Source organism: Pseudomonas sp. TSRC2-2, assembly GCF_049897785.1.
GTDB lineage: Bacteria > Pseudomonadota > Gammaproteobacteria > Pseudomonadales > Pseudomonadaceae > Aquipseudomonas.
The window spans coordinates 265,543-284,720 of record NZ_JAFCWZ010000001.1; the positions used below are offsets into that span (position 1 = coordinate 265,543).

19 protein-coding genes are annotated in these 19,178 nt (G+C 60.8%); 5 read left to right on the forward strand and 14 right to left on the reverse strand.

The window, feature by feature from the left end:
• Positions 1-22: 22 nt before the first annotated feature.
• Positions 23-976 (reverse strand): PDR/VanB family oxidoreductase, encoded by a 954-nt coding sequence (locus ACP7D9_RS01230; protein WP_426155169.1) that lies wholly within the window; start codon positions 974-976, stop codon positions 23-25.
• Positions 977-1,266: 290 nt separating this feature from the next.
• On the opposite strand from ACP7D9_RS01230, the gene ACP7D9_RS01235 reads away from it, so the two are divergent.
• Positions 1,267-1,734 (forward strand): MarR family winged helix-turn-helix transcriptional regulator, encoded by a 468-nt coding sequence (locus tag ACP7D9_RS01235; protein ID WP_101155322.1) that lies wholly within the window; start codon positions 1,267-1,269, stop codon positions 1,732-1,734.
• On the opposite strand, the gene ACP7D9_RS01240 is transcribed toward ACP7D9_RS01235, so the two are convergent.
• Both ACP7D9_RS01240 and ACP7D9_RS01245 read right to left on the reverse strand, forming a co-directional pair.
• Positions 1,709-2,671, reverse strand: a complete 963-nt coding sequence (locus tag ACP7D9_RS01240) for a LysR family transcriptional regulator (protein ID WP_426155170.1) — start codon at positions 2,669-2,671, stop codon at positions 1,709-1,711. The two genes, ACP7D9_RS01235 and ACP7D9_RS01240, sit on opposite strands and share 26 nt — an antisense overlap.
• Before the next feature lie 93 nt (positions 2,672-2,764).
• Positions 2,765-3,475, reverse strand: a complete 711-nt coding sequence (locus ACP7D9_RS01245) for an SDR family NAD(P)-dependent oxidoreductase (RefSeq protein ID WP_426155171.1) — start codon at positions 3,473-3,475, stop codon at positions 2,765-2,767.
• Positions 3,476-3,741: 266 nt separating this feature from the next.
• Between ACP7D9_RS01245 and ycaC the strand changes: the two genes are divergently transcribed.
• Positions 3,742-4,371, forward strand: coding sequence for an isochorismate family cysteine hydrolase YcaC (gene ycaC, locus ACP7D9_RS01250; protein ID WP_426155173.1), 630 nt, complete (start codon positions 3,742-3,744; stop codon positions 4,369-4,371).
• Between the two features lie 979 nt (positions 4,372-5,350).
• On the opposite strand, the gene ACP7D9_RS01255 is transcribed toward ycaC, so the two are convergent.
• The 3 genes from ACP7D9_RS01255 to ACP7D9_RS01265 form a co-directional block, all read right to left on the reverse strand.
• Positions 5,351-6,049 carry a tRNA (adenine(22)-N(1))-methyltransferase gene (locus tag ACP7D9_RS01255; protein ID WP_426155175.1) on the reverse strand — a complete coding sequence of 233 codons (699 nt, stop codon included), beginning with the start codon at positions 6,047-6,049 and terminating at the stop codon, positions 5,351-5,353.
• A gap of 131 nt (positions 6,050-6,180) precedes the next feature.
• The gene (locus ACP7D9_RS01260; RefSeq protein WP_101155312.1) at positions 6,181-7,230 is read right to left on the reverse strand and encodes an NAD(P)-dependent alcohol dehydrogenase; all 1,050 of its coding nucleotides are present in this window, start codon (positions 7,228-7,230) and stop codon (positions 6,181-6,183) included.
• A 146-nt stretch (positions 7,231-7,376) separates the two neighbouring features.
• The gene (locus ACP7D9_RS01265) at positions 7,377-7,604 is read right to left on the reverse strand and encodes a hypothetical protein (RefSeq protein ID WP_101155310.1); all 228 of its coding nucleotides are present in this window, start codon (positions 7,602-7,604) and stop codon (positions 7,377-7,379) included.
• A gap of 163 nt (positions 7,605-7,767) precedes the next feature.
• On the opposite strand from ACP7D9_RS01265, the gene ACP7D9_RS01270 reads away from it, so the two are divergent.
• Positions 7,768-7,977, forward strand: a complete 210-nt coding sequence (locus ACP7D9_RS01270) for a DUF2945 domain-containing protein (protein WP_076563378.1) — start codon at positions 7,768-7,770, stop codon at positions 7,975-7,977.
• Here ACP7D9_RS01270 and ACP7D9_RS01275 read toward each other — a convergent pair.
• From ACP7D9_RS01275 to ACP7D9_RS01295, 5 genes are all read right to left on the reverse strand, one after another.
• Positions 7,974-9,227: an FAD-dependent oxidoreductase gene (locus ACP7D9_RS01275; protein WP_426155178.1), complete on the reverse strand. Its 1,254-nt coding sequence runs from the start codon at positions 9,225-9,227 to the stop codon at positions 7,974-7,976. The genes ACP7D9_RS01270 and ACP7D9_RS01275 overlap by 4 nt on opposite strands.
• The gene (locus ACP7D9_RS01280; RefSeq protein ID WP_426155180.1) at positions 9,217-10,809 is read right to left on the reverse strand and encodes an aldehyde dehydrogenase (NADP(+)); all 1,593 of its coding nucleotides are present in this window, start codon (positions 10,807-10,809) and stop codon (positions 9,217-9,219) included. Before ACP7D9_RS01280 ends, ACP7D9_RS01275 begins: the two co-directional genes overlap by 11 nt.
• Positions 10,810-10,873: 64 nt before the next feature.
• Entirely contained in the window at positions 10,874-11,821 is a 948-nt protein-coding gene (locus ACP7D9_RS01285) for a dihydrodipicolinate synthase family protein (RefSeq protein ID WP_426155182.1), read from the reverse strand.
• A 3-nt stretch (positions 11,822-11,824) separates the two neighbouring features.
• A complete protein-coding gene (locus tag ACP7D9_RS01290) occupies positions 11,825-12,802 on the reverse strand; it encodes a 4-hydroxyproline epimerase (protein ID WP_426155184.1) in 978 nt (325 codons plus the stop codon).
• Positions 12,803-12,824: 22 nt separating this feature from the next.
• Positions 12,825-14,450 carry an APC family permease gene (locus ACP7D9_RS01295; protein ID WP_426155186.1) on the reverse strand — a complete coding sequence of 542 codons (1,626 nt, stop codon included), beginning with the start codon at positions 14,448-14,450 and terminating at the stop codon, positions 12,825-12,827.
• A 220-nt stretch (positions 14,451-14,670) separates the two neighbouring features.
• Here ACP7D9_RS01295 and ACP7D9_RS01300 point away from each other — a divergent pair, with 220 nt between their 5' ends.
• The gene (locus ACP7D9_RS01300) at positions 14,671-15,441 is read left to right on the forward strand and encodes a helix-turn-helix domain-containing protein (protein ID WP_426155188.1); all 771 of its coding nucleotides are present in this window, start codon (positions 14,671-14,673) and stop codon (positions 15,439-15,441) included.
• On the opposite strand, the gene ACP7D9_RS01305 is transcribed toward ACP7D9_RS01300, so the two are convergent.
• Positions 15,438-16,034, reverse strand: a complete 597-nt coding sequence (locus tag ACP7D9_RS01305; protein ID WP_426155190.1) for a LysE family translocator — start codon at positions 16,032-16,034, stop codon at positions 15,438-15,440. The two genes, ACP7D9_RS01300 and ACP7D9_RS01305, sit on opposite strands and share 4 nt — an antisense overlap.
• Positions 16,035-16,088: 54 nt before the next feature.
• Complete coding sequence (locus ACP7D9_RS01310; protein WP_426155192.1) at positions 16,089-16,925, reverse strand: AraC family transcriptional regulator; 837 nt, start codon at positions 16,923-16,925, stop codon at positions 16,089-16,091.
• A 682-nt stretch (positions 16,926-17,607) separates the two neighbouring features.
• Between ACP7D9_RS01310 and ACP7D9_RS01315 the strand changes: the two genes are divergently transcribed.
• Positions 17,608-17,826, forward strand: a complete 219-nt coding sequence (locus ACP7D9_RS01315) for a hypothetical protein (protein ID WP_101155291.1) — start codon at positions 17,608-17,610, stop codon at positions 17,824-17,826.
• 79 nt (positions 17,827-17,905) lie between these two features.
• Here the strand turns inward: ACP7D9_RS01315 and ACP7D9_RS01320 are convergent, their stop codons facing one another.
• Positions 17,906-19,144: a nucleoside permease gene (locus ACP7D9_RS01320; protein ID WP_313004712.1), complete on the reverse strand. Its 1,239-nt coding sequence runs from the start codon at positions 19,142-19,144 to the stop codon at positions 17,906-17,908.
• Positions 19,145-19,178 lie beyond the last annotated feature (34 nt).

The following is a 19,178-nucleotide window of genomic DNA, read 5'->3' on the forward strand; positions in this document are numbered from 1 at the left end:
TCGAGCCAATTGTTTTTGTTGTTCAAAGATCGAGCACCAGGCGCGTCGTCCTGGCCCGCGAGCAGCACGGGGTGAATTGATCGTTGGCGGCCTGTTGGGCGGCGCTGAGGAACTGGTCGCGATGCTCGGGGATGCCGCTGAGCACGCGGGTCATGCAACTGCCGCAGATGCCTTGCTCGCAGGATGAGTCGATGGCCACACCGGCCTCGTCGAGCACTTCGAACACGCTGCGGTCGGCCGGGATCTGGAAGATCTGCCCGCTGCGGGCGAGTTCGACTTCGAAGGCCGTATCGGCCCTGTGATCGATGGGCGCGGCGGCGAAGAACTCCCGATGAACTCTGTGGGCAGGCCAGCCTGCATGCTGCGCGGTGTCGATGATGTGACTCATGAATCCGGCTGGGCCGCAGACGTACAGGTGACTGCCTGCGTCGGACAAGGCGAGCAGCGCCGCGGCGTCGAGCTTCTGCGCCTGCGTGCCACTGTCGTCATGCAGGATGACCCGCTCAGCGAACGGGGTTTGTGCCAGCAGCGGCAGAAACGCTGCGCGATCGCTGGAGCGAAAGCAGTAATGCAGCTCGAAAGGCACGTCTTGCGGAGCCAGGGCATAAGCCATCGCCAGCATCGGGGTGATGCCGATGCCGCCGGCAAACAGCAAATGTCGCGAGGCGGTGGGCTCAAGCGCGAACAGGTTGCGCGGGGCGCTGATCGTCAGCATTTGCCCGGTGAGGATCTGCTCGTGCATGGCCTGCGAGCCGCCACGGGATTGCGGGTCCTTGAGCACGCTGATCAGATAGCGCTGGCGCTCTCTGGGGTCATTGCACAAGGAATACTGGCGGACCATGCCGCCGGCCAGATGAACATCGATGTGCGCGCCCGCTTCAAACGGCGGCAACACGGTGCCATCCGCGGCGCTTAATTCAAAACTGCAGATGCCTTCGGCTTCGCAGGTTTTGCCGGTGACGATGACGTTGAGCATGACTTGTCCCTCCACACTGAAGTGGCTGCTGAAAAAAGACTCGTGGGATTAGCGGGGGGAAGGATCAGCCGGGGGCGGGCGGCGGCAAGGTGATCGCCGAATTTGGCCAATCGACGCCCGCGCAAATGAAAGGATTCATGACCAACACCTGATAATTATTTTTATGACGCGAGCGACGGCCTATCATTCAGCCAGAATCGCCCGCAACGTTCGGCAGGGAAATCCTCTGATTATTTAGTTGCGGTGTCAACCAATAATCTGGCGTTTCGTCGTTTTCGGGTAAATCTTCGATGTCTGCAGAACCGCAATTGAACCTGTCTCGTTATGTTCCCGCGTTGTTGAATTTCCTTTCCAACAAGCTCTCGGCGGGCGCTTCGCAGTGCTATCGCAAGCACTTCGGTATTGGCGTGGTCGAGTGGCGCATGCTCTCGATGCTGGCGGTGGAAAACGACATCACCGCCAACCGCATTTCGCAAACCATCGGCCTCGACAAGAGCGCGGTCAGCCGCTCATTGCAGGCGCTGGAGAAAGCCGGGCATATCCGCAGTCAGGTCGACACGAAGGATGCGCGGCGCAATACGGTCAGCCTCACCGCCAGCGGCAAGGCACTGCATGCCCGTGTGCTGAAAGTGGCATTGGAGCGTGAGCGGCGTTTGCTCAGCGGCTTGTCGGAAGCGGAAGTCGATACGCTGATCGAACTGCTGGGGCGCCTGCATGCGCAGGTGCCGAACGTTAACGAGTACGACCCGGCGCAGTGAGCAACGACGCACTGTCAGAGCCAGCCCATTCATCACGAAATCCCAGCAGAAAATCCACAAACGCCCGCACCCGCTGCGGCACATAGCGGCCGTGCGGGTAGAGCAGGGTATACGGCCGTGAACGCCCGGCGTACGGCTGCAGCACTTCAATCAGGCGGCCATCGGCGAGTTCCTGCTCGACGATGAATCGATAAGTCTGAAACAGCCCGGCGCCGTGTTTGGCCAGCGTCACACCGCCGAGCACATCATCAGAGCAGGAATAGCCACCGTCGGAAATCACTTCCAGGTCTCGGCCGTTTTCCTGAAACAGCCAGGAAATCCGCCGACCACTGCTGGGCAATTCGAACTGGATGCACTCGTGCCCGATGAGATCCTCTGGCGTCTGTGGCGTGCCGGCTCTTTGCAAATATTCGGGGGTGGCGACCACCACCAGGCTGGCGTCTTCCAGCAGGCGAGCGATCAGGGTCGAGTCCGGTTGCGCGCGAACGCGTATCGCCAGGTCGTAGCCCTCTTCGACGAAGTCGATATTGCGATTGCCCAAATGCACGTCGACCGTGACCTCGGGGTACAGCGCACGAAACTTCGGCAGCAGCGGCAGGATGCGGTGATGTCCGTAGGTGGTTGGCAGGCTGATGCGCAGTCGCCCCGACGGCGAGGTCTGCGCGCCCATGACTTCCTGCTGCGCTTCGACCAGTTGCGTCAAGGCCTGGCTGCATTGTTCGAAGAAGCTGCGCCCGGCGTCGGTGAGGCGGATGCTGCGCGTGGTGCGGGTGAACAGTCGCGAACCGAGGCGTTGTTCCAGACGCAAAATCGACCGGCTGACAGCCGCCGGCGTGACCCCGGCCCGTTGCGCGGCAGCGGTGAAGCTGCCGGCTTCGGCAGCCAGGCAGAACAGTTCGATACTGCCTAACTGCAAGTCTTCAAAATGGCGTTTCATTGTGGCTCGCACCGAGGTTCGACGGACGTTCATCCTCTGTGTACCACAACCAGCGACACCGCCGGTATCCACCGGCGGCATTGCCGGTTTTGCTCAATGGCCGGCGCTCTGACCACCGTCGACATGCAGGATCTCGCCCGTGACGAAATTCGCGCCGTCGAGGTAGAGGATCGCTTGCACGATGTCGTCGATTTCCCCCATGTGGCCGACCGGATGCAAGCTGCCCAGAGCCTGATGGGAGTCCTCGGCGTGCATCGGCGTCTTGATGATGCCCGGCGACACCGCGTTGACCCGAATGCCGCGCTTGGCGTACTCGATCGCCAGGGATTTGGTCGCGGCGTTGATGCCGCCCTTGGTCAGCGATGCCAATACCGAAGGCACGCCATCGATTGCATGATCAACCAGGCTGGTGGTCACGCTGACGACGTGGCCGCTGCGGTGTTTTTCCATCTCGGCGATGGCCAGTTGCGATATGTAGAAGAAACCGCTCATGTTGGTCGCCACGACTTGGGCATAGTCCGCCTGGCTGTAAGCGGTGAACGGCTTGGCCAGAAAGATTCCGGCATTGTTGACCAGCGTATCGACGCGACCGAACCTGTCTACTGCGGCGCGAATCACTCGCTCGGCGGTTTGCGGATCGGCGATGTCGCCAGCGACGGTCAGGACATCCGGGTCACTCGACTCTTTGATCGAGCGCGAGGTCGCGACCACTTGGTGGCCAAGGGCGCGAAAGCCTGCGACCAGACCTGCACCAATGCCTTGCGAGGCGCCGGTGATGACAACAACTTTTTTCGATGTGCTCATGATGGTTTCCTCTGTCGCCGGCCCCGTCAGGATGGCGGGTGGCTGTTGGAGGCGACTTTAGGAAGTTGCGCGGAGTTGATAAATGGGGGCGGAGGTACATCATTTGTACTGTGGTGTATCGAATCGGGTCGGGGTGGTAGTGATTGTCCTGTTCAAGTAGACGGTGAAACGCTTTTCAGCCGATTTATCCCTTTGCTGTGCGTCAGTAATCTGTACCCAACTTGAACGCAACAACAAAACTTCAAACTTGAAAAGGGACGTACACCATGACCACTCCAACCTACAACCGCCTGAACAAAGACGACGCTATCGTGCTGCTGGTTGATCACCAGACCGGTCTGATCTCGCTGGTGCAGGACTTCTCGCCGAACGAGTTCAAGAACAACGTGCTGGCACTGGCGGATCTGGCCAAGTTTTTCGACCTGCCGACCATCCTCACCACCAGCTTCGAACAAGGCCCGAACGGCCCGCTGGTACCGGAGCTGAAAGAGATGTTCCCGGACGCGCCGTACATCGCTCGCCCTGGCCAGATCAACGCCTGGGACAACGAAGATTTCGTCAAGGCGATCAAGGCCACCGGGCGCAAGCAGATCATCATTGCCGGTGTGGTGACGGATGTGTGTGTCGCGTTCCCGACCTTGTCGGCACTGGCAGAAGGGTTTGACGTGTTTGTGGTGACCGATGCCTCCGGCACGTTCAATACCACCGTGCAGCAAGCCGCGTGGAGCCGCATGACTCAGGCCGGCGCGCAGATGATGAACTGGTTCTCGGTGGCCTGTGAGCTGCACCGCGACTGGCGCAACGACATCGAGGGCCTGGGCAACCTGCTGTCGCAGCGGATCCCCAACTACCGCAACCTGATGAACAGCTACTCGGCGTTGATGCAGCAGAAGTAAGACACCGCCCACGAAAAAGCCTGCTTTCAACAGCAGGCTTTTCATTTTTCAAACGGAAACCAGAGTTCGACTAGCCCTGTGGAGGCGAGCAGGCGCTGCAGCAAAATTTCACGCCAACCCCGAAACCCCTGAGGGAGCGGGCTTGCGCGCGAAGACGGCGGCACAGTCACCAACGATGACAACTGACAGATTGCCTTCGCGAGCAAGCCCGCTCCCACAGTTGGCAGGCGCTGCAGCAAAATTTCACGCCAATCCCGAAACCCCTGTGGGAGCGGGCTTGCCCGCGAAGACGGCGGCACAGTCACCAACGATGACAACTGACAGATTACCTTCGCGAGCAAGCCCGCTTGTTTCCCACAGTTGGCAGGTGCTGCAGCAAAATTTCACGCCAATCCCGAAACCCCTGAGGGAGCAGGCTTGCCCGCGAAGACGTCGCCACAGTCACCAACGATGGCAACTGACAAATTGCCTTCGCGAGCAAGCCCGCTCCCACAGTTGGCAGGCGCTGCAGCAAAATTTCACGCCAATCTCGAAACCTCTGTGGGAGCGGGCTTGCCCGCGAAGACGGCGGCACAGTCACCAACGATGACAACTGACAGATTGCCTTCGCAAGCAAGCCCGCTCCCACAGTTGGCAGGCGCTGCAGCAAAATTTCACGCCAATCCCGAAACCCCTGTGGGAGCGGGCTTGCCCGCGAAGACGGCGGCACAGTCACCAACGATGGCAACTGACATTGCCTTCGCGAGCAAGCCCGCTCCCACAGTTGGCAGGTGCTGCAGCAAAATTTCACGCCAACCCCGAAACCCCTGTGGGAGCGGGCTTGCCCGCGAAGACGGCGGCACAGTCACCAACGATGGCAACTGACAGATTGCCTTCGCGAGCAAGCCCGCTCCCACAGTTGGCAGGTGCTGCAGCAAAATTTCACGCCAATCCCGAAACCCCTGTGGGAGCGGGCTTGCCCGCGAAGACGTCGCCACAGTCACCCAAGCAATTCGCTGATCCACTGCACCTCTTGCCTCAGCGCCCCGATTTTGTCCTCGGGTAACGCCTGTTGCGCTTGCGTGAACTGCCCCAGCGTCTTCTGCCGCTGACTCAGCCTGCGTTGCCACTTTCGCACAAAGGAAGGGGTGCGCATCTGCAGCTGCAGGGGGCCGAAAAACAGTTCCCTGGCATCGTAAGTCACCGGATCAGAGGCACGCTCGGCAACGATGATTTCGTAGTCGAAGCGGTTCTCGTGCAGCACCTCCTCACAGACGATGCGGTAGCCGTTATCCATCAACCACTGACGCAACGCTTGCTCGCCGCCGTTGGGCTGCAGGATCAGCCGTTCGTGGCCATTGAGGTGAGCTTTACCGCTCTGGAAAATATCGCGAATGGTTTCGCCGCCCATGCCGCACAGGGTGATGGCGGTGATCGCATCTTCAGGTTTGATCGCTGCCAGACCATCAGCCAGGCGCACACTGATGTGGCTGTGCAGGTCGCTGTCATTGACGGTGCGTTGCGCTGCATGGAACGGCGTGCGCGCGACCTCACCAGCCACCGCCGCTGTAATCAGGCCCCGGCGCATCAGGGCTACCGGCAGATAAGCGTGATCGGAGCCGATATCGGCCAGCCGTGCGCCGACCGGCACATGGGCAGCGACGCGTTCAAGGCGCATGGACAATGTCTGTTGGTTCAACGGCGACCCCTGTTCACCCAACGGTGGAAAAAAGGGGTGCGACTCTGGCGAGCAACGCTGGCGCTGTCAAATCGCGCCGATGGAATCCCTTAAGCCATCGGCAGCACGTCGCTGCCGATGGACGTTGGCGATTAGCCGGCGAGGGTTGCGTTGTCGATGACGAAGCGATATTTGACATCGCCCCTGAGCATACGCTCGTAGGACTCGTTGATCTGGTCGGCACGGATCAATTCGATGTCGGAAACGATGCCGTGCTCGGCGCAGAAATCGAGCATCTCCTGAGTTTCGGGAATGCCGCCGATCATCGAGCCGGCAATGGTCCGCCGCTTGGTGATCAGGTTGAACACGTTTGGCGAAGGATGCGGCGAAGCAGGCGCACCGACCAGGGTCAACGCGCCATCGCGCTTGAGCAAAACCAGGAACGCGTCAAGATCGTGTGGCGCGGCGACGGTGTTGAGGATGAAGTCGAAGCTCTTGGCGTGTGCTGCCATTTCCTCGGCATTGCGCGACACCACCACTTCGTCCGCGCCCAGTGCTTTGGCGGCTTCACGCTTGGATTCGGAAGTGGTGAATGCGACGACATGGGCGCCCATGGCGTGGGCCAGTTTGATGCCCATGTGGCCGAGGCCACCGATGCCGACCACGCCGACTTTCTTGCCGGGGCCGGCGTTCCACTGGCGCAGCGGCGAATAAGTGGTGATGCCAGCGCAGAGCAGCGGCGCGACGGCGGCCAGTTGCGTTTCGGGATGACGAATACGCAACACGTAGCGCTCGTGCACGACAATGTTTTGCGAGTATCCGCCGAGGGTCCAGCCTGGTGCGTCGGGGGTCGGAAAGTTGTAAGTGCCGATCATGCCGTCGCAGTAGTTTTCCAGGCCGGAGTCGCAGTCGTCGCAGTGCTGGCAGCTGTCGACGATGCAACCGACACCGACCAGATCGCCGACCTTGTAGTCTTTGACGTGATTGCCAACCGCTGAGACGCGGCCGACGATTTCATGGCCGGGGACGCAGGGGAATTGCGTGCCTGCCCATTCCGCGCGCACCTGATGCAGGTCGGAATGGCAGATGCCGCAGAAGGCGATATCGATCTGCACGTCATGCGCCGCCGGGGCTCGGCGGTTGATCTGCATCGGCTCAAGAGGTTTGTCGCCAGCGTGGGCGCCGTAAGCTTGTACCAGCATGTGAGCATCCTCCATGGGTTGTCGGACGCTCATTGTTGCGCGGGGGTCCGAGCGCGAGGTAGTGCATTTCTGTGAAATGCTTGCCTGATTCTGCCGTTGACGCATAAGCCAAAGGCAGCCGTAGGGCGACGGCTGCGATTGAAGGCTCATCGCGGATTGGGCTGATCGTCCATCTCGGCGTTATCGGTTTCCTGTCGCACCTGCTCGGGGTCCAATCCGGCATCGTCATTATCCAGCGGGATTTCACCTTCGTTGTCGGGCAGTTCGTCGATGCCGCGCTCCTTCATCGGATCCACCTCGGTACGCCCCGGACTCAGCGGATCCGGTGTGGTTGGGAGTGGATCGTCACCTTGCTTGCCTTGATCATTATTCATCTCACACCTCCTCGTTACGGTTTTACGGCTCGTGCACGTTGGAGGTGCGGACAATTTTCGCCGTTCGATTTTTTTGCCTGCCGATGGTCGCCTCGCAGAAATGCGGAATTTCTCCAGCGCGCACGGCTCCATAAACCAACAAGCCAGAGGCGAGGACGCAATGATGAGCAGCTCATTCAAGGTCGGCGATGCGGTGCGCTGGAATTCCGAGGCCGGCGAGATTCACGGCAAAGTGGTCAAGGTGCACACCCGCGACACCGAGTTCATGGGCCGCCACCGCCCGGCCTCGAAAGACGCGCCGCAGTACGAGGTCAAGAGCGACAAGACCGGCCATCTGGCCATGCATCACGGCGACGCGCTCAAGCACGTTTAGAAACGCGCCAGTCGGTAGGGCTCGGTATTGGGCAACGCGAGGGTGGCGCCTGAAACCATTTTCCCGATCATCTCAGCTGTGACCGCCGCCTGGGTCAGCCCAAGATGCTGATGACCGAAGGCAAGCAAGACCTTGCCGTCGCAGACCTGATCGATCACTGGCAGCGAATCCGGGAGTGATGGTCGAAACCCCATCCACGGCGTCGCGCCATCAGCGTTCAGGTCATGGCTAAACAGGCCTTGGCTCAGGCGCTGCAATTGCCAGGCGCGGGCCATGTTCGCCGGCCGCTCCAGTCCGGCGAATTCCACCGTTCCGGCCAGGCGCAGGCCTTCGCTCATCGGCGTCATGATGAATTTGCGTTCCAGCGAGGTGACGGGGAAGGGCAGGCGATCACGCTCGTGCGGCAGCATCAGGTGATAGCCTCGCTCGGTGTCCAGCGGTACCTGTTTGCCGGTCAGCGCGGCGGTGAGTTTCGCCGAATGCGCACCGCAAGCCAGTAACACGCGGCTGGCCATTACACCGCCGTTGCCGGTCACCAGTGAAACGCCGTTTTCCTGCACATAGCCACCCCGAACCTGTTGCTTGAGAAAACTCACGCCGCTGCTGCGAGCCGCCTCGACCAGCGCACACACCACCCGATACGGGTCGAGAAAGTGCCCGGTGCGCGGGAAAAACAGTCCGCCCTGAATTTGTTCGCTGAGCTGCGGCGCCGTTTCGCGGACCGCCCCGGCCTGCCAGTAATCGACCGGTACCTGCTGCTGATGCAGTCGTGCCTGCAAGGCTTCGATGGCTTGCCGGGATTCAGGTTTTTCAAAGACCAGTAACGAGCCGTCAACCTTGAGCAGATCCGCGCGCTGGATATCACCGAGCAAGCGCTGCCACGCGTCCAGGCTGCTGTCATTGAGCGCGCGCAAGCCGGCGACGGTTTTCTGAAAAGGCTCAGGCCGCAGATTCAGCAGCAAGCGGGTGAACCACGGCAGGGCGTGCGGCAGGTATTTCCAGTCCAGACGCAGCGGCCCCATCGGGTCCATCAGCATGGCCGGCAAGCGTTTGAGGATCGACGCGTCAGCAATCGGGAACACCTGCTCGGTGGCCAGATGCCCGGCATTGCCGAACGAAGCGCCATGCCCCGGTTCCTGCTGATCGATGACCACCACGCGCAAACCCTGACGCGCCAGGCGCAGTGCGCAAGCCACACCAATGATTCCAGCGCCGACCACGGCGACGTCGTGCGAAGGGTTATTCGCCATGGCGTGTCGCTTCCCGTTGGCCATCGAGCAGACGTCGCAGGTGCAGTGGATTGGTCTGTTGCAGCGCCGTCGGCAGCAAGCTGTCGGGGAAGTCCTGATAGCACACCGGCCGCAGGAAACGCAGGATCGCCGCAGTGCCGACCGAGGTGCTGCGCGCATCCGAGGTCGCCGGGTAAGGCCCGCCATGAACCATCGCCTCGCAGACTTCCACGCCGGTCGGCCAGCCGTTGACGAGCAGGCGCCCAGCCTTGCGTTCCAGGGTAGGCAGCAACGTGCGCGCCAAAGCAAGGTCGGCGTCATCCATGTGCAACGTCGCGGTCAGTTGGCCCTCAAGGTGTGCGCAGACCTGACGAATTTCTTCCTCGCTGCTGCATTGCACGATCAGCGATGCAGCGCCGAAGACCTCGGCTTGCAAACGCTGATCGGCGAGAAAATCCGCCGCGTCGGTACTGAAGACTTGCGCCCGACACTGATTCGGGCCGCTGCCGGGTTGGCCAGCCGCTACCGCGCGTGCACCAGGATTGTCTTGCAAAGCCGTCACGCCTGCTTGATAGGCGCCGAAAATGCCGGGTGTGAGCATGGTTTGCGCCGGGCTGCGGGGGATCAGTTCAGCCACCGCGCTGAGAAACTTATCGAGCGCTGGGCCGTGACGGGCAATCAGCAATCCCGGGTTGGTGCAGAACTGCCCGGCGCCGAGTGTCAGCGACGCGACAAATCCTTCGGCCAACGCCTGCGGCCGATTTTCCAGCGCGGCAGGAAACAGCACTACCGGGTTGATCGAGCTCATTTCCGCATACACAGGAATCGGCTCCGGCCGCGCTTGCGCGGCTTTCATCAACGCCAGCCCGCCACTGCGCGAGCCGGTGAAACCGGCGGCTTTGATGCGCCAGTCGCCGACCAGCGCAATACCCACTTCGTACCCGGAATCGAACAACAAGGAAAACACGCCCTCGGGCAAACCGCAGGCCTTGACCGCTTGAGCCACTGCGCGGCCGACCAGTTCACTGGTGCCGGGATGGGCGCTGTGCGCCTTGACGATCACCGGGCAACCGGCCGCCAGTGCTGCAGCGGTATCGCCACCGGCCACGGAAAACGCCAGCGGAAAGTTGCTCGCGCCAAATACCGCCACAGGCCCCAGGGCAATCTGCCGTTGCCGCAAGTCAGAACGGGGCAACGGTTGGCGTTGCGGTTGCGCATTGTCGATGCGCACGTCGAGCCATTCACCGGCGCGCACCGTGCGAGCGAACAGGCGCAATTGCTGGCAAGTGCGCCCGCGTTCACCCTCAAGGCGTGCGCGCGGCAAACCGGTTTCGGCGTGGGCGCGTTCGATCAGTTCATCGCCAAGGTTTTCGATGTGCTCGGCAATGCTGTCGAGGAATGCGCCACGGGTGCTCAGGCTGGTTTCGCGATAGGCGTCTTGCGCCGCCCAGGCCAGGGCGCTGGCCTGTTCGACCTGTTCGGCTGACGCCCCGGCGTACTGCGGTTCGAGTGCCTGGTTAGTCGCCGGATTGATGCCGCGAAAGGCTGGACGATTGCCCGCCACGGCTTGCTGGCCGATCAGCATATTGCCCGTCAGAGTCATGGTGTCTTCCTGTGAAAATCAACGAGGCCTGCCGCAAATCGTGTTGACTCGCGGCAGGTAGTAGTCAGGCGAAGTTCTGCTCGGCCGACCAGTTTTCGTACCAATGACGGAACAGCGAATATTGCTTCTCGGCATAGCGCCGTTGCGAGTCGCTCAGCACGTCAGTTTCGTTGAAGTGCAGGGTGTATTCCTTGTCGCCGTTGAGCACCATCAGGTGCTTGTAATACAGCACCAGATCGCAACCTTCGTCGAACGACGACAGTACCGCCAGCGCCGACTCCAGCTCCCGCGCCTGGCGCCGGGCCTTGGCATCGCCTTGCGCGGCCTGCTTGCTCAGCGCAACCAGTTGCAGCACTTCGCGGGGCAGGGCGTTGCCGATGCCGGTGATGGCGCCGGTGGCGTTGCAGTTGACGAAACCGTGCACCACTTGCGTGTCGACGCCGACCATCAGCGTCACGTCGTCATCCTTGGAAGTGATGTTCTCAGCTGCGTAGCGCAGGTCCGCGCCGCCGCCGAATTCCTTGAAACCGATGAGGTTCGGGTACTCACGGCGCAGTTCGAAAAACAGGTCGGCGCGGGTGGCGAAGCCGTAATAAGGGCTGTTGTAGATCACCGCCGGCAAGTTCGGTGCGGCTTGCAGGATGGCGGCGAAGTGGGCCTTTTGCGCCGTCGCCGAAGCGCCACGGGACATCACGCGCGGGATGACCATCAAGCCTTGCGCGCCGACTTTCGCCGCATGCGCTGCGTGGGAAACCGCTTCACGGGTATTCACCGCACCGGTACCGACGATGGTCGGCACCCCGGCAGCCACCAGCCGTGCCACGCCTTCTTGGCGCTCGGCTTCGGTGAGCAGCGGCCAGTCGCCCATCGAGCCGCAATAGACTACGGCGCTCATGCCGACATCGATCAGCTCGCGTCCCTTGGTCACCAGCGCGTCGAAGTCCGGTTTGCGCTCGGTGGTGCACGGGGTCATCAGGGCCGGCATGCAACCGGTGAAGATGTTGTCGCTCATGATTCAACTCCTTGGCATTTCGTTTGATTCGTAGTGAAAAATCGGCGTGGCGGCGCAGATGCCCCACGCGAACGGGTCGCCGTCGTCGATCAGCAAGGTGCTGTCGGCGGTCATAAAGGCGCGGCCGGTGATGAACGGGCGAATGCGTTCGCCCTCCCATTCGAAACGGCCTTCGAACTGGCTGCCAGTAATGCTCGCCTGCACCCACGGCGCGCCCGGTTGCAGTTTGTCGTCGGCCGCCAGGCAGGCGAGTTTGGCGCTGGTGCCGGTGCCGCACGGCGAGCGGTCGTAGGCTTTGCCGGGGCACATGACGAAGTTGCGACTGTCGGCCTGATCGTCATCGGCGAACAGTTCGATGTGGTCGATGACCGCGCCGTCTTCCCCAGAGATGCCCTGATCTTCCAGCGCCTTGAGCATCGCCCACGTGTACGCCGTCAGGTGCTCGACGTTGTCCATGGTCAATGTCTGGCCATGCTCGGAAACGAGGAAAAACCAGTTGCCGCCGTAAGCGATATCGCCGACTACGCGGCCAAAACCGGGGACGTCCACTGGCACCTGTTTGCGATGACGGTAAGCCGGCACGTTGCCCACGGTGACCGAGCCATCGTCGTGCAGCGTCGCGCTGACTTGCCCCACCGGCGTGTCGATCTTGTGCCGGCCCGGCTGGATTTTCCCCAAATGCTGCAACGAGTTGATCAGGCCGATGGTGCCGTGGCCGCACATGCCCAGGTAGCCGGCGTTGTTGAAGAAAATCACCCCGCAGGTCGCGTCCGCCGAGGCGGGCGGGCAATACAGCGCGCCGACCAGCACATCGTTGCCGCGTGGTTCGAGCAGACAGGCGCGGCGCCACTGATCGTGCTGGCTGCGCAGGGCGTCGCGTTTCTCGACCATGCTCTTGCCGGGCAACTCGGGGAAGCCGCTCATGACCAGCCGCGTCGGTTCGCCGCCGGTGTGGGAATCAATGACGTGTACTCGTTTCATGAAGAAATTCCGTTGGATGATTTCAGTAGGCACCGGCAGGTCGGGCGTTGACGGTGGGCGAGGGCGCGGGGCTTTCGCTTTCTTCGTCCTCGTCGTCCAGACGCAGCAGATGGGCAGGCACGCCGGTCGCTGCGCCCCAGTAGTAAATACCGGTGGCGCAAGCGGCGACGACGATGGTGTCGAACGGATGGGCGAGGATGCCCAGACCACCGAAGGTGCCGAGTTTCGACAGCACGATGGTCACCGCGTAGAAGGCGATCAGCCACGCCGATGAACGCACCTGACTCGCCAGACTCAAGTGCGCGGTGGGCACAAAGCGGCCACAGAACAGGTAGATGACAAACATCAGGATTTGCAGGCCGAGCAGCCACGACACGGTGTTCCAGCCCGACCAGTAGACGATCAGCGCCGCGATGATGAACGACACTGGCCCGAGCAGGCCCATGCTTCTGACCCGGAAGGGGCGCGGCATGTCCGGCGCATTGCGGCGCAGCGCCGCCACCGACACCGGCGCTACCGCATAGCTCAGCACCAACGCGGCGGAGACCACGTTGATCAGCGCTTCCCACGATGGAAACGGCAGGGTCCAGAACACCGACAGGGCGCAGGTCAGCCACAGCGCCGGACGCGGGATGCCGGACTTTTCATCGATGTGAGTGAAGACCTTGAAGAAGGTGCCGGTCTGCGCCCAGCCATAGATCACGCGCGGCGTGGCGTTCATGTAGATGTTGCCGCAGCCGCTCGGCGAAATCACCGCATCGGCGACCACCAGATACGCCAGCCAGCCGACACCAAGCGCCAGGGCGATGTCGCGATAAGGCAGGGCGAATTCCTTGCTGATGCCGGCCCAGCCGTTGGCAAGCATTTCTGTCGGAATGCTGCCGAGGAAGGCCATTTGCAGCAGCACGTAGATCAGGGTCGACAGCAGCACCGACAGAATCAGCGCGATGGGAATGGTGCGCTGGGGATTTTTCACTTCGCTGGCCACGGAAATGATCGGCGTCAGGCCAAGGTAGGCAAAGATGATCCCGCCAGCGGAGACGGCCATTTCCACGCCGGACAGTCCGAACGGAGCGAAGCCCTGAACCTGGAAATTCTCCGGTTTGAAAAAGGTGAACAGCACGCCGATCACCAGCAGCGGCACAATGAATTTGAACACGCTGACCAGATTGTTGGCCTTGGCGAAGGTTTTCACGCTGCGGTAGTTGAGCAGGAAAAACACGCAAAGCAGGCCGAACTGCACCAGCCAGCCAAGTATCGTCGGGTCGCCACTGCCAGCCTTGGTCAGGCCGGGAAACCACGCCGCCGCATATTGGCGCGAGGCGACCACTTCGATCGCTACCAGACTGGAAAACGCAATCAGGGTAATGAAGCCCATCAGGTAGCCGAGCAGCGGGCCGTGGGAGTAAACCGGGTAGCGCACCACGCCACCGGCACGGGGCAATGCGGCGCCCAGTTCGCAGTAGACGATGCCCAGCAGCAACACGGCGAAACCGCCCAGCAGCCAGGAGAAAATCCCCGCCGGCCCGGCAATCGCCGAGACATGGCTGGCGGCGAACAACCAGCCGGAGCCGAAGATCGCGCCGAGTCCGATAAAGGTGAGGTCGATCAATGAAAGCTGTTTTTTGAACTTGCCTTGGCCTGACATGGCATCGCCTTCTTGTGAGTTATTGGATAGGCAGTTGTGTCACGGGGACGACCAGACTTTGCACCGCTCGACGCCGATGGCGATTGATGTTTTATGCCGGGATCGATGACGAATTCAGCACAATGGCGCCGATGAATGCACGGCCTCGACAGGGCGGCGACGTTGCTGCAATCTGCTGGCGAGTGGCGTCTGTGGTGGTTCAGTTCGAGGAGAGTCTTTGATGCAGTCAGCGTTTTCGATCCTGTGCCAGGGCACTGACGGCTTGCGTGCGCAGACTCTCGAAGAGATGGTCGCGGGTGTCGCGCAACTGTTGCCGATACTCGATGTGATCCCCAATGCGGCGATCTTCATCAAGGATCTGCAAGCGCGCTATGTGCTGGCCAACCGCACGCTGGTGCAGCGTTGTGGCTTGAAGGACCTGCGCCCGTTGCTCGGCAAAACCAGTGCGCAGGTTTTCCCGGCGCAGTTGGGCCCGGGATACACCGAACAGGATCGCAAAGTGCTGGAGGAAGGTTTCGTGTTGGAGGATCAGCTCGAACTGCATCTGTATGGCAGTCGCGAGCCGGGCTGGTGCCTGACCCACAAGAGGCCGATCTACAACCGTGACGGGACGATCATCGGCCTGGTGGGGATCTCGGTGGATCTGCAGTCAGCCAGCGAAACCCATCCGGCTTTCGAGCGCCTGGCGGCTGTCGATGAATACATTCGCGGCAACTTCAACCGGCGGGTGACGCTGGGTGAACTGACGCGCATCGCCGGGATTTCCGTGGCGCAACTGGAGCGCTACTGCAAACGCGTTTTTCACCTGACGCCACGGCAGATGATTCAGAAAGTCCGGCTGGAGCATGCGCATCGCTTGCTGCACAGCGACTTGCCGATCACCGAGGTTGCGCTGCAATGCGGCTACACCGATCACAGCGCTTTTACCCGTCAGTTCAAGGCCTCGACCGGGTTTACACCGCGCGAATACCGGCAGGCGACCGGGCATTAGACCAACACGGCCAACCAGGCCGAAAGCAGCAGAAGAAAGGCCAGTGCCGCGTTCATGCGCTTGAACGCTTGCGGTGAACCGAGCAACCGCGCGCTGCCGACGCCGAGCAGCGCCCAGAGCGTCATGCACGGCAGCGACACCAGCAGAAATGCCAGCGACAACACTAGCAGGCGCAGTGTCTTGTCGCCGCCACCGACGAATACGCTGACCACGGCCACGGCCATCATCCACACCTTGGGATTGACCAATTGCAGCAGCGCCGCGCCGAATACGCTCAAACCTCGTTCTTGTGCGGCACTGGGGTCCACCGACGGCGGTGGGCTGCGAAAAATCTGCCACGCCAGCCAACTCAACCAGAGCACGCCAGCCCAAGCCATGGCTTGCTGCACGCGCGGAAAGCGCAACAGGGTTTCACCAGCACCGAGCCCGACCAGCAGCACAATCAACGCCGCCGCCGCGCAGGCGCCGAAAATGATCGGCAGCGTGGCGATCAACCCGCGCCGCGAACTGTGGCTCAGCACCAGAATATTGGTCGGCCCCGGAGTGATCGAGGCGACGAAAGCAAACAGCAGAAAGGGCAGTAAAGAAGCCATGGTGCAAATTCCTGAAAGTCGAAACAGGGCACCATGATCCTCAGCGGCGGGGCGTCAGTCTGGAAGATTTGAGCAGCGTTTGCGGTAGTCCGCCGGGGTCAGTTGATAAGCGCGGCGGAACCAGCGCCCAAGATGACTCTGATCGGCAAATCCGAGCACGCTGGCCACCTGTGCCGGCGTCTCACCGCGCGCGAGCAATTGCCGCGCTTTGGCCAGGCGCAACTGGATGAGATAAGCGTGCGGCGCCAGGCCGAAAGCGGCCTTGAACGCGCGGGTCAGGCGAAAACGATCGACGCCGCACGCTTTGGCGAGGTCGTCGAGGCCGATGTCTTCGTAGGTGCGGGCATGCAGATAGTCGCGCGCAACCTGCGCAACCAGTGGCAGGCGCGGATCGACGTCCTGACGCTTGCGCCAGTCGAGATGGCGGGTGAGGGACGCCAGCAGGCCATCCAGCGCCGTCTGCCGGACGATACGCAAGTCACCGTCGTGCAAGGCGTGGAAGGCTTGCACGATTGCCATCGACAGACGCGGATCGTGGCTCAGGGTATCGGCAAAGCCCGGGTGGCTGTCGGCGGGCGCCTCTTCGAACAGCGCGTGCAGTTCGCGCTCCAGCCAGTGCGGATCGAGGTACAGCATCGAGTAGGTGAAGCCGTCCTCGGTCGGCGCATGGCCATCGTGGATTTCACCCGGCTCGAGCAAAAACACATGCCCCGGCGTACTGCGATGACGCACACGTCGACAATTGAACTGCTGCACGCCTTGCTCGGTAACGCCGACGAGAAAACTGTCGTGCCAGTGCGGATCGTAAGCATGCCCACGGAAATGCGCACGAATCGACTCGATCCCGGTATCGACATCCTGGGACAGGGAGATCCAGTTGCGTTTGTCCATGGGAGTACTCCAGGGGCGGTTGAGCAGGGGCGTTTTTACGATACCGCGTGGAGCTGGAGAGTGTTTAGAAGATTTGTGCAGGTGAGGAGGGGAACTCGAGCTGGGAGATGTGATGGGAGAAGGGTTTCGCAAGAAAATGCAGACGAAAAAAAACCGCCTTCGCGGGGCGGTTTTTGGTTGGCCTCAATTTGCGATCGAAGCCATGTGCTTCACCAGCCACCTTAACCAGTCGGCTGAAGGCACGCATGGTCCGGTAAGTTTGCTGCAGGTTTGGCCGCCAGCCCTGGAGGCCTAAACGTTTGAAGCTTTTGCTGCGAACGCTGAGCCTTGTAATGGGGATTGTTGAAAGCCTTGCGCTTTTACGAGTTCCTGCGAGATCACTTTGACGACTTGTAAAGGTTGTCTGAGTGAGAAAGACCCGTTTCGGTTTCGACTGGTACGGGTCTTTTTCGTGTGCATAAGGCTGTCAAATATAAGATTTTCGGTTGTATGCTTTTCGACTTTGTAAGGCGTTTCGCTTGGAGACGTAAGCAATATCACGAATATCGACCCGATGGTGGCTCATGCTCAACCAGCTATTGATTGCGTCAATAACAACCATTAAGTCAATGAAGTTCTCATATCCACGGTGCGGCGTAAGATCAGTTCCATTCCCAATCACTGCACCTCGGAGCACACCATCATGAAACGCCAGACTATCCTCGGTATCGCTTTCTCGGTTTTTGCACTGAATGCCTTCGCTGCCACTGAAACCGACCCACTGTTCAGTGACGCCGTAGCCGCGACCGAAACCGATCCATTGTTCAGCGATGCAGTCGCTGCCGACGGCTCCGATCGCCTGAAAGGTAACCTGGTCGCTGAAGGCGGTGCCGACCGCCTGCTCGAACGCCGTACAGCTTGAGTGCAACAATGAGCATCGACAGCGAATGCCGCCTCAAACACAAGCGGCATTCGTTTGGCTCAAGCGCCACGATGTTCAGTTAAATCGTCGTCGGCAGTACGGCCTTGTCGCGATTGCGACCCTTGAACGTTGCCCAGAAACACAGCAATACCGCCACGGAAAAACCGGCAGGGAACAGCCAGATGCTTCTCCAGTCATGGCCCGCACTCGAAGTGAAGTGGTCAGTGATCCGCCCCGCAATCCAGAAACCCATCAACATGCCCAACCCGTACGTGGCCAAGGTGATCAAGCCTTGCGCTGAGCTGCGGAAGCGTTCCGGTGCCTTTGCGTCGGTGTAGATCTGCCCGGAAACGAAAAAGAAGTCGTAGCACACGCCGTGCAGGGCAATGCCGATCAGCAACATGAATGCCTGATCGTCGTTATTGCCGAAAGCAAACAGCACATAACGCAACGCCCATGCCGCCATGCCCACCAGCAGGGCGATTTTGATACCAAAACGATGGATGAACAGCGGCAACAGCAGCATGAACAGCACTTCCGACACCTGACCGATGGTCATCTTTGCCGTTGGGTTGGGCACGCCGATCTCGGCCAGAAACGGATTGGCATTCTGGTAATAGAACGCCAGTGGGATGCAGATCAGGATTGAGGCAAGGAAGAACACCAGATAACTGCGATCCTTGAGCAAACCCAGCGCATCGACGCCGAGCATCTGCTTGAGGCTGGATGCGCCTGCGGCGTTCTTCAGCGGCGCAGTGTTCGGCAGGCTGAAGCTGTAAAGCCCCAACAGCAGCGACGCCACGGCGGACATCAGGAAAGTATTGCGCAAGCCTCCCGCCACGATGCTTTGTTGCGAGTCCCAGGCGAATACGAAGCTGATAACCACGCCGGCGACAATCCAGCCCACCGTGCCCCACACGCGAATGCGCGAGAACTCCAGCGCCGGATCTTTGATCTGGCGGAACGCCACGGCGTTGACCAGTGCCAGCGTTGGCATGTAGACCATCATGTAGGCGAGTACGTAGGGATAAAACACGCTGAAGTCCGCTGCGCGATAGAGCTGATAGAGCAGCACCGCGCCGAGCAGATGCAGCACCGCAAGAATGCGTTCGGCATTGAAAAACCGATCGGCAATCAGGCCAATGACAAACGGCGCCACAATCGCGCCCCAGGATTGCGTAGCGAACGCCATGCCGACCTGCGCACCGCTGGCAGCGAGCGTCGTAGCCAGAAAAGTGCCGAGGGTGACGAACCAGCCACCCCAGATAAAAAACTGCAAAAACATCATCACGCTGAGTCGCGCATTCATTACGTTCATTTCAGATCACCGTATTGTTTTTATGTCGGTAAAC